11 protein-coding genes and 1 pseudogene are annotated in these 11200 nt (G+C 61.1%); 9 read left to right on the forward strand and 3 right to left on the reverse strand.

The window, feature by feature from the left end; all coding sequences use genetic code 11:
• Positions 1 to 57: 57 nt before the first annotated feature.
• Together MUU54_RS05310 and MUU54_RS05315 are read left to right on the forward strand one after the other, a co-directional pair.
• Positions 58 to 597 (forward strand): single-stranded DNA-binding protein, encoded by a 540-nt coding sequence (locus MUU54_RS05310; protein ID WP_247242989.1) that lies wholly within the window; start codon positions 58 to 60, stop codon positions 595 to 597.
• Positions 598 to 908: 311 nt separating this feature from the next.
• Positions 909 to 1580 (forward strand): annotated as a pseudogene (locus MUU54_RS05315) (5'-methylthioadenosine/S-adenosylhomocysteine nucleosidase).
• Positions 1581 to 1607: 27 nt separating this feature from the next.
• On the opposite strand, the gene MUU54_RS05320 reads toward MUU54_RS05315, so the two are convergent.
• Positions 1608 to 2237, reverse strand: a complete 630-nt coding sequence (locus MUU54_RS05320) for a MarC family protein (protein ID WP_247242990.1) — start codon at positions 2235 to 2237, stop codon at positions 1608 to 1610.
• A 227-nt stretch (positions 2238 to 2464) separates the two neighbouring features.
• On the opposite strand from MUU54_RS05320, the gene gyrA reads away from it, so the two are divergent.
• A complete protein-coding gene (gene gyrA / locus MUU54_RS05325) occupies positions 2465 to 5281 on the forward strand; it encodes a DNA gyrase subunit A (protein ID WP_247242991.1) in 2817 nt (938 codons plus the stop codon).
• Between the two features lie 260 nt (positions 5282 to 5541).
• On the opposite strand, the gene MUU54_RS05330 is transcribed toward gyrA, so the two are convergent.
• Entirely contained in the window at positions 5542 to 5721 is a 180-nt protein-coding gene (locus MUU54_RS05330) for a hypothetical protein (protein ID WP_247242992.1), read from the reverse strand.
• 276 nt (positions 5722 to 5997) lie between these two features.
• Here MUU54_RS05330 and coaD point away from each other — a divergent pair, with 276 nt between their 5' ends.
• The 5 genes from coaD to tgt all read left to right on the forward strand — a co-directional run bounded on the left by coaD (position 5998) and on the right by tgt (position 9968).
• Positions 5998 to 6492, forward strand: a complete 495-nt coding sequence (gene coaD / locus MUU54_RS05335) for a pantetheine-phosphate adenylyltransferase (protein ID WP_247243016.1) — start codon at positions 5998 to 6000, stop codon at positions 6490 to 6492.
• A gap of 19 nt (positions 6493 to 6511) precedes the next feature.
• Positions 6512 to 7084: a peptidylprolyl isomerase gene (locus MUU54_RS05340; RefSeq protein ID WP_247242993.1), complete on the forward strand. Its 573-nt coding sequence runs from the start codon at positions 6512 to 6514 to the stop codon at positions 7082 to 7084.
• A 39-nt stretch (positions 7085 to 7123) separates the two neighbouring features.
• Complete coding sequence (locus MUU54_RS05345) at positions 7124 to 7639, forward strand: peptidylprolyl isomerase (RefSeq protein WP_247242994.1); 516 nt, start codon at positions 7124 to 7126, stop codon at positions 7637 to 7639.
• 116 nt (positions 7640 to 7755) lie between these two features.
• The gene (gene queA / locus MUU54_RS05350; RefSeq protein WP_247242995.1) at positions 7756 to 8841 is read left to right on the forward strand and encodes a tRNA preQ1(34) S-adenosylmethionine ribosyltransferase-isomerase QueA; all 1086 of its coding nucleotides are present in this window, start codon (positions 7756 to 7758) and stop codon (positions 8839 to 8841) included.
• Positions 8838 to 9968: a tRNA guanosine(34) transglycosylase Tgt gene (gene tgt / locus MUU54_RS05355; protein ID WP_247242996.1), complete on the forward strand. Its 1131-nt coding sequence runs from the start codon at positions 8838 to 8840 to the stop codon at positions 9966 to 9968. Before queA ends, tgt begins: the two co-directional genes overlap by 4 nt.
• Positions 9969 to 9988: 20 nt before the next feature.
• On the opposite strand, the gene MUU54_RS05360 is transcribed toward tgt, so the two are convergent.
• Positions 9989 to 10411, reverse strand: coding sequence for a DUF4864 domain-containing protein (locus tag MUU54_RS05360; protein ID WP_247242997.1), 423 nt, complete (start codon positions 10409 to 10411; stop codon positions 9989 to 9991).
• 89 nt (positions 10412 to 10500) lie between these two features.
• On the opposite strand from MUU54_RS05360, the gene MUU54_RS05365 reads away from it, so the two are divergent.
• Positions 10501 to 11076 carry a regulatory protein RecX gene (locus MUU54_RS05365; protein ID WP_247242998.1) on the forward strand — a complete coding sequence of 192 codons (576 nt, stop codon included), beginning with the start codon at positions 10501 to 10503 and terminating at the stop codon, positions 11074 to 11076.
• Positions 11077 to 11200: the final 124 nt, after the last annotated feature.

Here is an 11200-nt window from a genome sequence, read left to right on the forward strand (position 1 = left end):
TAAGCTACTCCACTCTATGGATTAGGCCGCTCTCAAGCGGCGGACAAGGTGAAGAACATGGCTGGAAGCGTCAACAAGGTAATTTTGGTCGGTAACGTCGGCGCCGATCCTGAAATCCGGCGCACGCAGGATGGCCGCCCGATCGCCAATCTGCGCATCGCGACCTCGGAAAGCTGGCGCGACCGCAACAGCGGCGAGCGTCGCGAGAAGACGGAATGGCATACCGTCGTAGTGTTCAACGAGGGTCTCTGCAAGGTCGTCGAGCAGTATGTGAAGAAGGGTGCCAAGCTTTACATCGAAGGCGCGCTGCAGACCCGCAAGTGGCAGGACCAAAACGGCAATGACCGCTATTCGACCGAGGTCGTGCTGCAGGGCTTCAACTCCACACTGACCATGCTCGATGGCCGTGGCGGCGAAGGCGGCGGGCAGGGCAGCTACGGCGGTGGCGGTGGTGGTCGCGTCGGCGGCGGAACCGATTATGGCGGCGGCAACTTCGGCGACGATTACGATCGTCCGGCGTCGGGCGGCAACCGCGGTGGCCAGGGCGGCGGTGGCGGCGGCTTCTCCCGCGACCTCGATGACGACATCCCGTTCTAGGCACTTACCGTGCCGGGCGCATAGGCGCGCCTGGCACGCCGCTTGCGTGATCCCGCACGTTACATCACGCAGGACCCAAAGATGAAAATCCTCAGCCTTCTCTTCCTTTCATTCTTCTTCGCAAGCCAGTCGCCGGCCGCCGACCTTCTCGACGCCAAGCCGCGGGTGGCCATCATGTCAGCCTTCGAGCCCGAATGGTAGGCGCTTCTTTCAAATATCTCGGATGCCGAGGAGCACGTCCTCAACGGGCGCCGCTATCTGACGGGCACCTTCGCCGGCAGGACGTCGTGGTGTTCCTCAGCGGCGTCAGCATGGTCAATGCCGCAATGACCACACAACAGGCAATCGACCATTTTGACATCACCTCGGTCGTGTTCTCTGGCATCGCTGGCGGTGTCGATCCGTCCCTTTCTATCGGTGACGTGGTGGTCAGCGATCAGTGGGGGAAATATCTGGAAGCGATCTTCGCGCGGGAGACGAACGGCACCTTCACCGTACCGCCGTTCCTAGATACCCAGTTTCTGAACTTCGGAATGATCTTTCCTAACGAAACCGAGGTCCTGCGGGATGGGCTGAGCGAGCCTGAAGACCGCTTCTGGCTTCCGGTGGACGCAAAGCTACTTGCGACGGCCCGCGGTGTTGCCACCAAGGTCGAACTCTCAAAGTGTGCCGGCGAAGGCAAGTGCCTCTCGCACCAGCCGAAGGTGGTGGTCGGCGGCAACGGCGTCTAGGGTCCAGCCTTCGTCGACAATGCAGCTTTACGTGAGTTCACCTACAAGACCTTCAATGCCAAGGTGCTCGACATGGAAAGTGCCGCCACCGCGCATGTCGCCTACAGCAACAGCATCCCCTTCATTGCCTTCAGGAGCCTGTCGGATCTCGCGGGAGGAGGAGAGGGCGCAAACGAGATGGGCGTTTTCTTTGCGCTCGCCTCCGAAAACTCCGCGCGCTTCGTCAAAGCCTTCCTGGCAGAGCTTGCCTGAGAGCTGGCTCGGTTAGACCGGGCAAGGCTAGAGCTGGAAAGCCGAGCGGACACCATCGACGACGAACTGCACCGACAAGGCTGCCAGGATGACGCCGAGAAGACGGGTGAGGATCGCCCGTCCCGTAACGCCCAGAAAGCGATCCAGCCGTTCGGCGATCAGCAGCATGGCAAGCACCAGCCCCATGCTGAGCGCAAGAACAAGGATCAGTAACGCCCGGTCCCATGGCCCAGACAGCGTGCCGGCCAGCAGTACGGTCGCAGAAATCGCGCCAGGCCCCGCAATCAGCGGCAGGGCCAGGGGGAAGACAGCGATGTTGTGGATGTGGTCTACCGTGACGGCCGCCTGAGACGTCTTCTCCTTGCGCTCCTGCCTGCGCTCGAACACCATCTCGAACGCGATCCAAAACAGGAGTAGTCCGCCGGCGATCCGGAACGCGCCCATCGAGATGCCGAGCGTGCCGAGCAGGCTTGCGCCGAGAAGGGCGAATATCGCAAGGATACCGAAGGCGATCAGCGAGCCGCGAATGGCGACCTGCCGGCGCTGAATCCGGGTCATCCCGACCGTCATGCCGAGGAAGACCGGCGCCAGGCCGGGCGGGTCGAGCGTCACCAGCAGTGTCGTGAAGGCATTCACTAGCGTGTCGGCGCTCGCCATCCTATATCCTTGTCATGTTCCAATTCTTGCGGATCCCGCAGGGGATTGTTAGGACAGCAGGGCAGCCAAGGGAAGAGCAGCGCTTCGGCCCCGCCTTTGGCAGCAGCCTCTCTGCAAAGGCGGCTGGACCGCTTGAAAGCTGTTTACAACTACCGCAGAAATTGGCGCTCCGGACCTCTTTCCGATATAGAAACACAACTGATTCCGAACAAAGATCGTGATCCGATTTGACTGAGCAAAGCACTCCCGGCGGCGGAAAGCTGCCCCCAGGCATCGAACCCATTTCCATCATGGAGGAGATGCAGCGGTCCTATCTCGATTACGCGATGAGCGTGATCGTCAGCCGCGCGCTTCCAGACGTGCGCGACGGACTGAAGCCGGTGCATCGGCGAATTCTCTTCTCCATGAACGAGATGGGGATCGACTGGAACAAGAAGTACGTGAAGTCCGCCCGCGTCACCGGTGACGTGATGGGTAAATACCATCCGCACGGGGATGCGGCGATCTATGACGCGCTGGCGCGCATGGCACAAGATTGGTCCCTGCGTCTGCCGCTGATCGACGGTCAGGGTAACTTCGGCTCAATCGACGGCGATCCGCCAGCGGCTCAGCGTTACACGGAATGCCGCCTGCAGAAGGTGGCGCATACGCTCCTCGACGATCTCGACAAGGAGACTGTGGACTTCCGCGACAACTACGACGGCACGCTGTCGGAGCCGGTTGTGGTGCCGGCCCGCTTCCCCAATCTGCTCGTCAACGGCGCGGGTGGCATCGCGGTCGGTATGGCCACCAACATCCCGCCGCACAACCTGACTGAAGTGATCGACGGCTGCATCGCGCTGATCGACAATCCGGCGATCGAACTGCCGGAGCTGATGCAGATCATCCCGGGCCCGGACTTCCCGACTGGCGCGCTCATCCTCGGCAGGGCAGGGATCAAGTCGGCCTACGAAACCGGCCGCGGCTCCGTCATCATGCGGGGCAAGGCGCACATCGAGCCGATGCGCGGCGACCGCGAGCAGATCATCATCACCGAAGTCCCCTACCAGGTGAACAAGGCGACGATGATCGAGAAGATGGCCGAACTCGTGCGCGACAAGCGAATCGAAGGTATCTCCGATCTGCGCGACGAATCCGACCGCCAAGGTTATCGCGTCGTCATCGAGCTTAAGCGCGACGCCAATGCCGAGGTCATCCTCAACCAGCTCTATCGCTACACGCCGCTGCAGACGTCCTTCGGCTGCAACATGGTGGCGCTCAACGGCGGCAAGCCGGAGCAGTTGACGCTGGTCGACATGCTGAAGGCTTTCGTGTCCTTCCGCGAGGAGGTCGTTAGCCGGCGTACGAAGTACCTTTTGCGCAAGGCTCGCGAGCGTGCGCACGTCCTGGTTGGCCTCGCCATTGCCGTTGCCAACATTGATGAGGTGATCAACCTGATCCGCCGTGCGCCCGATCCGGCGACCGCGCGCGAGCAGTTGATGACGCGCCGCTGGCCGGCACATGACGTCGATGCCCTGATCCGCCTGATCGACGATCCTCGCCACAAGATCAACGAGGATGGAACCTATAACCTGTCCGAGGAACAGGCGCGCGCCATCCTGGAACTGCGTCTTGCCCGCCTCACGGCCCTCGGCCGCGACGAAATCGGTGACGAACTCAACAAGATCGGCGCCGAAATCACCGACTACCTCGACATCCTGTCTTCGCGCGTTCGGATCTACCAGATCGTCAAGGATGAGCTCGCTGCTGTTCGCAACGAGTTCGGCACGCCGCGCAGGACAGAGATCCTCGAAGGCGGTCCGGACATGGACGACGAGGATCTGATCGCGCGGGAAGACATGGTGGTAACTGTCTCCCACCTCGGCTACATCAAGCGCGTGCCGCTGACCACCTACCGTGCCCAGCGTCGCGGCGGCAAGGGTCGTTCCGGCATGGCGACGCGGGACGAGGATTTCGTCACGCGGCTGTTCGTTGCGAATACCCACACGCCGGTGCTGTTCTTCTCCTCGCGCGGCATCGTCTACAAGGAAAAGGTCTGGCGTCTGCCGATCGGTAGCCCGACCTCGCGCGGTAAGGCACTCATCAACATGCTGCCGCTGGAGCCCGGCGAACGCATCACGACGATCATGCCGCTGCCTGAAGACGAGAGCACTTGGGACAACCTCGACGTCATGTTCTCGACGACCCGGGGTACGGTACGACGCAACAAGCTGTCTGACTTCATCCAGGTCAACCGCAACGGCAAGATTGCAATGAAGCTGGAGGAGGAGGGCGATGAGATCCTCTCCGTCGAAACCTGTACCGATCGGGACGACGTGCTGCTGACGACCGCCCTCGGTCAGTGCATCCGCTTCCCAGTCGACAGCGTCCGCGTCTTTGCCGGCCGCAACTCGATCGGCGTTCGCGGGATCACGCTGCAATCGGGCGACCGCATCATTTCGATGACGATCGTCGGACACGTAGACGCGGAGCCGTGGGAGCGGGCAGCCTACCTCAAGCGTTCAGCGTCCGAGCGTCGCGCCATGGGTGTTGACGAAGAGGATATTGCGCTGGTCGGCGAAGAAGTCGAAGCCGAAGGGGAGCTGAGCGAGGAGCGTTATCAGGAGCTCAAGGCGCGGGAACAATTCGTGCTGACGGTCTCCGAACGCGGCTTCGGCAAGCGCTCGTCTTCCTATGACTTCCGTACGTCGGGCCGCGGCGGCAAGGGGATCCGCGCCACCGATACCTCGCGCACCAACGAGATCGGCCAGTTGGTTGCAGCCTTCCCTGTGGAGGATTCCAACCAGATCATGCTGGTCTCCAACGGCGGCGTTCTCATCCGTGTTCCGGTAGATGGTATCCGTATCGCCAGCCGCGCAACCAAGGGCGTCACGATCTTCTCGACCGCCAAGGACGAGCGCGTCGTCTCCGTCGAACGGATCAGTGAGCCGGAAGGTGAAGATGAGAACGGGACGGTCTTGCCGGAAGAGATCATCTCTGAGACAGGCGATCTTGGGGCCCCGGCGGAAGCCGAAGCCCCAGACGAAGCGCCCGACACGGAGTGACGGGGAAAAAACCAAAACAAAAAACCGGGCGCTTCGCCCGGCTTTTTTGTGGCTGCGCGGAGGACGTGGTCGTCGGCGCACCCCGCTACTCTGTTGTTAATTAGAAAGGGACGTGACGTTTTGCGAAGACCTTCATTTCCTCGCTTTCACGGCGAAGCTCGGCGATTGTCGAGGCCACCGATGCTACGAACATAATGCTGATCAAACTCGCCAATACCGTCAACGTCACGAACATGTCCTGCCTCTTTCGTCAGTACCGCTCAGTAGAACGACAGGTCGTGGTAACGTCCCGTCATCTGCGGATAGTTTAACTCGGCCCACTCCGACCGATCCTGATAAAGGGTCACTGTGGCCGTGAGCATCGCCGCTATCATTGCTGTCCAGACCATGTTGATCATGGAGATCTTGTCCAGCATGATCGGCTTCCTTCTCTCGATCATCTCAGTTGTCCTTCTTGCTGCCAGAACGCCGGTTTCGCAATCTGGTTCCAATTTGTCTGGAAAGCTGTCGGTGCGCCTTATGCTTTTGCCCGTCTTAAGATCGGTCAGATGGGCTGCACTGCCTGCTTTCCGGCTCGGTCTCCCGCCCCGTGTCCGCATAAAATCACAGGCGCAATGAGCTGGTCTTGAACAGGCCGTTCATCTGCCGTTCATCTTCGCGATACTTGAAGTGAAACCCCGAGCATGACAAAACGCGGAAAAACCGGCGGGATCTTCATGTCGATCGCTTTCTACCCGGGATCCTTCGATCCCCTGACCAACGGTCATCTCGACGTGCTGCTGCAAGCACTGCAGGTGGCGGAAAAGGTGGTGGTCGCCATTGGTGTCCATCCAGGAAAGGTGCCGATGTTCACCTTCGAGGAGCGGGCGGACCTGATCCGAGAATCGCTGCTGGATGCACTGCCGGAAAAGAGGCGGGATATCGAAGTGGTGTCCTTCGACAATCTTGTTGTCGATGCCGCGCGGGCCTACGGGGCGCGACTGCTGATCAGGGGCCTAAGGGACGGCACTGATCTCGACTACGAGATGCAAATGGCCGGGATGAACCGCCAGATGGCGCCGGACATCCAGACCGTGTTTCTGCCCGCCGGGGTCGCGTCGCGGCCCATTACGGCCACATTGGTTAGGCAGATCGCCGCAATGGGCGGCGATGTCGGCGCATTTGTGCCAGCACCCGTCCTCCTGGCCATGAAGAACAAGCTCAAACGCTGACTTCCCATATGGAGATCCTATGAACCCGATCCGTTTCGCCGTCGCAGGCGCTCTCGCACTCGCATCTCTGGCGTTCCCGGCACTCGCAGCCGAAGACGACTTTCTCACGATCCAGTTGAAGGATGGCCCGGTGGTCCTTGAACTGCTGCCGGAGGTGGCACCTAAGCACGTGGCGCAGATCAAGAAGCTGGCCGCCGAGGGTGAATACGACAATGTTGCCTTCCACCGTGTGATCGAAGGCTTCATGGCACAAACGGGCGACGTTGAATTCGGCGACATGGAAGAGGGCTTCGACCCAAACCGTGCCGGCACGGGCGGATCCGAGCTGCCTGATCTCCCTGCAGAATTCTCCGACCTCCCGTTCGAACGCGGCACGGTCGGCATGGCACGCTCGCAGGATCCGGACTCGGCCAATTCGCAGTTCTTCATCATGTTTGACGAAGGATCCTTCCTGAACGGCCAGTATACGGTTGTCGGCAAGGTTGTTTCCGGTATGGAAAACGTCGACAAGATCAAGCGCGGTGAAGGTGGAAACGGCGAAGTTGCCGATCCCGACCGCATGATCGAGGTCACCGTCGGGAAACCGAACTAATAAAGGCGCCTGGCGTCGGATAAGAAAAAGGAGAAGGCCATGGCCGAGATCAAGGATCCGGAAAACACCCTCATCATGGAAACCACCAAGGGCAAGGTCGTCATCGCCCTAATGCCGGACCTCGCGCCGGGCCACGTGGCCCGTATTAAGGAACTGGCTCGCGAACACGCCTATGACGGCGTTGTCTTCCACCGCGTCATTGCCGACTTCATGGCGCAGACCGGCGACGTTCAGTTCGGCAAGAAGGGCGGCGAGAACTTCAACCCGTCCCGCGCTGGCATGGGCGGCTCCGACAAGCCGGATCTGAAGGCTGAGTTTTCTTCGGTCCCGCACGTCCGCGGTACGTGCTCGATGGCGCGCTCGCAGAACCCGAACTCAGCCAATTCGCAGTTCTTCATCTGCTTCACCGATGCACCGTGGCTGAACAAGCAGTACACGGTCTGGGGCCAGGTCATCGAAGGCATGGACAACATCGACCAGATCAAGAAGGGCGAGCCCGTCCAGGATCCCGACTCGATCGTCTCCATCAAGGTTGCTGCCGACATCGCGGCCTGACCGCTGCGCAACGAAACTGCGAGGCGCCTCGGTCATGCCGGGGCGCTTTTCTGTTGTGCCGTCTCCCACTATCTGCGAAGGCCTAACCCGATAGCCAAACTGATCTCGATAGCCCAATGCGCGTAGACCTCTTCGACTTCCACCTGCCTGACGAAAACATCGCGCTGCGCCCAGCGAACCCGCGTGATAGCGCCAAGATGCTTATCGTACGTCCCGGGCATCAGCCGGTCCTGGCGGATCGCAGCGTCCGCGATCTGCCCGACATGCTCCGGCCGGGCGACGCGCTCGTCTTTAACGACACGCGCGTGATACCGGCGCAACTTGAAGGGCGGCGGGTGCGGGAAGGGGGTGCCGAGCTTCCGGTCTCCGCCACGCTGCACATGCGTGTGGGTCCGGAACGGTGGAAAGCCTTCGCAAGGCCGGGCAAGCGCATCAAGGTCGGTGATCGCATCCTCTTCGGTCACGGCTGCGATGCGTGCCTCCTGGGGACACTGAACGCGACCGTCGAGTCCAAAGGGGAGGGCGGCGAGATCACTCTCCTGTTCGACCTCGCCGGACCGGCGCTGGATGAGGCCATCATGACGGTGGGCCACATCCCGCTGCCGCCATATATCGCCGACAAGCGGCCGGAAGACGAGCGCGACCGGCAGGACTACCAGACGATCTACGCGCGGGAAGAGGGCGCAGTTGCGGCCCCCACCGCCGGGCTGCACTTTACGCCGGAGCTTTTTGTCGCATTGGAGGCGGCAGGCGTTGAACGGCATTTCGTCACGCTGCACGTCGGCGCGGGTACCTTCCTTCCGGTGAAGGCCGAAGACACCGTCGAGCACAAGATGCATTCCGAGATCGGATATGTTGGTCCTGAGACGGCGGACGCGCTGAATGCAGTACGGGCGAGAGGTGGGCGGATCGTCTCCGTCGGAACGACCTCACTGCGGCTACTAGAGAGTGCTGCAGCCGAGGACGGAAAGATCCAGCCGTGGAGCGGTGCCACCGACATCTTCATTACGCCCGGCTACCCCTTTAAAGCCGTCGATATGCTGATGACCAACTTCCATCTGCCTAAATCGACGCTGTTCATGCTTGTCTCCGCCTTCAGCGGTCTGGAGACGATGCGAAGCGCCTATGACCATGCGATAAGCACCGGCTATCGCTTCTATTCCTACGGCGATTCCAGCCTCCTCTTCCGGAAACCAGAATGACAGAGACGTTCCAGTTCAGCCTCAAGGGCACCGACGGCGGCGCGCGCCTGGGCGAGGTTACCATGCCACGGGGCACAATCCGAACACCGGCCTTCATGCCGGTGGGCACGGTCGGCACCGTCAAGGCCATGTATCTCGACCAGGTAGGCGAAACGGGCGCTGACATCATTCTCGGCAACACCTATCACCTGATGCTGCGGCCAGGCGCGGAGCGCGTCGCCAGGCTCGGGGGCCTGCACAAGCTGATCCGATGGGAGCACCCCATCCTGACCGATTCCGGTGGCTTCCAGGTGATGTCGCTTTCCGGGCTGCGCAAGCTCGATGAAAAGGGCGTGACCTTTAAGAGCCATATCGACGGCTCATTGCATCACATGTCGCCCGAGCGCTCGATCGAGATCCAGGGGCTGCTCGGCTCGGACATCCAGATGCAGCTCGACGAATGCGTCGCACTGCCGGCAGAACCCAAGGAAATCGAGCGGGCGATGGAGCTCTCGCTGCGCTGGGCGGAGCGCTGCCGCGTCGCCTTCGGCGATCAGCCCGGCAAGGCGATGTTCGGCATCGTCCAGGGCGGTGACCAGCCGGATCTTCGTGTGCGCTCTGCGGAAGGTCTGAGGCAGCTCGACCTCAAGGGATATGCGATTGGCGGTCTCGCCGTCGGCGAACCTCAGGACGTAATGCTGCGAATGCTGGAGACGACGCTGCCGGTGCTGCCGAACGACAAGCCGCGCTACCTGATGGGTGTCGGCACGCCGGACGACATTCTGAAATCCGTCGCGCGCGGGATCGACATGTTCGACTGCGTCATGCCGACCCGATCCGGCCGGCACGGGCTAGCCTTCACTCGACGGGGACGGATCAACATCCGCAACGCCCGTCATGCGGAAGACATGCGTCCGCTCGACGAGGAATCGACTTGCCCGGCAGCACGCGACTATTCCCGTGCCTACCTGCATCACCTGGTGCGCTCAGATGAGGCGCTGGGTGGCATGCTGCTCTCCTGGAACAACCTTTCCTACTACCAGGACCTGATGAAGGGAATCCGGGCGGCCATCGCTGAGAGGCGCTTCGCTGACTTTTACGCCAAGACCCAGGAGGAATGGGCGAAAGGCGATCTGGAACCGGTCTGACGGGCAGGGGGCTGCGTCTTCTAGATCCCTTCGCTGGTGGTGTTGCGCTTCATGCGCACGCCGTTGACCTTATAGGATCCGTCATCCATCAACCGCATCTCGTACACGGCCGTCCAATCTTGGCCCTCCTCGCCGCTGATCAGAACCTCCTGCAGGACAAGCTCTCCGCCACCTACCAGCTTGGAGCGCCCGAAGGCGTAGTTTCCCAGCTTGTAGACGGGAGGATAGTTCTTGCGCACCATGTCGAGGAACTGCGTCTCACTGCGATAAATGCTGCGGATGTTAGGAGATGCGAAAGAGTAGGCAGTTTCTGCATCATCCGATGCGAAAGCGCTGAGTTGGTTTGCGATCACAGCCTGGGCTTCACGGACGGGATCCTCGGCGCGCGATACCCCAGAGAACAGGAGCATGCTCAGCAGCAGGCAGGCGAATCGAAAGAACATCGGCTATCTCCTCTGGCTCAATGAATAGAGCTAGCGCGTTTTGCGAAAGGGAGGAAATCACACCTTCCGATGTCCGGGCGGAGTGGCGGATGCACGAAGACGGCGAAGACAGTGCTGATGGCGCGAATATGGATTTGGAGCCAACGCCTCGGATGCTGGCCTGGGCGAAGAATTCTGCCGCCTACCGGCTTTCTCGTCGGATGATGACGGAGCATGAGCTGGCGGATACGATCCGGCGCAAGGCGAAGCAGAAGTTCGAGGACATCAGCCAGGCACAGATGGACGTTCTGGCCCAGACAGCGGTCGATTTCGGCCATCGCGCCGGCGCGCTGGACGACCAGTCTTACGCCGAAGTCAAAGTCCGTTCTGGTATCCGCGTCGGAAAGTCGAAGCGGCTGATTGCGCGCAAGCTCAAGGAGAAAGGTGTGCCGGCCCAAACCGCGACAGAGGCGCTCCAGGAAGCGGACGACCACATCGCCGCTATCGCATTTGCCCGCAAGCGCGCCTTCGGCCCATATCGACGTGCACCGTTGAACGAGAAGCGCCTGTCAAAGGAGATGTCTGCCTTCGCGCGCAATGGCTTCAGCTTGGAGCTGGCAAAGAAGGTGATCGACACGGACGTGGACGATGCCGACGAGGCGCTTTCGCAGCGGCCGCTCAGTTGAACGGCGGGAGCGGGAATGGGCCGACCGCATAAACATGGCGGTGTCAAAGCCGGTTATAGACGCGTGCCCACTAGCCAGTTAGAAACGCGACACTGGCGCTGTCGATCAGCCCCGATCTGAGCGG

This window comes from Pseudorhizobium tarimense (genome assembly GCF_022968135.1).
Lineage (GTDB): Bacteria > Pseudomonadota > Alphaproteobacteria > Rhizobiales > Rhizobiaceae > Neorhizobium > Neorhizobium tarimense.

Bases quoted from the DNA above. Each gene is read 5' to 3' on its own strand.
- MUU54_RS05310 (WP_247242989.1), top strand. From the start codon at position 58: ATGGCTGGAAGCGTCAACAAGGTAATTTTGGTCGGTAACGTCGGCGCC.
- MUU54_RS05320 (WP_247242990.1), bottom strand. From the start codon at position 2,237: ATGGCGAGCGCCGACACGCTAGTGAATGCCTTCACGACACTGCTGGTG.
- MUU54_RS05330 (WP_247242992.1), bottom strand. From the start codon at position 5,721: ATGATCGAGAGAAGGAAGCCGATCATGCTGGACAAGATCTCCATGATC.
- coaD (WP_247243016.1), top strand. From the start codon at position 5,998: ATGTCGATCGCTTTCTACCCGGGATCCTTCGATCCCCTGACCAACGGT.
- MUU54_RS05340 (WP_247242993.1), top strand. From the start codon at position 6,512: ATGAACCCGATCCGTTTCGCCGTCGCAGGCGCTCTCGCACTCGCATCT.
- MUU54_RS05345 (WP_247242994.1), top strand. From the start codon at position 7,124: ATGGCCGAGATCAAGGATCCGGAAAACACCCTCATCATGGAAACCACC.
- queA (WP_247242995.1), top strand. From the start codon at position 7,756: ATGCGCGTAGACCTCTTCGACTTCCACCTGCCTGACGAAAACATCGCG.
- tgt (WP_247242996.1), top strand. From the start codon at position 8,838: ATGACAGAGACGTTCCAGTTCAGCCTCAAGGGCACCGACGGCGGCGCG.
- MUU54_RS05360 (WP_247242997.1), bottom strand. From the start codon at position 10,411: ATGTTCTTTCGATTCGCCTGCCTGCTGCTGAGCATGCTCCTGTTCTCT.
- MUU54_RS05365 (WP_247242998.1), top strand. From the start codon at position 10,501: ATGCACGAAGACGGCGAAGACAGTGCTGATGGCGCGAATATGGATTTG.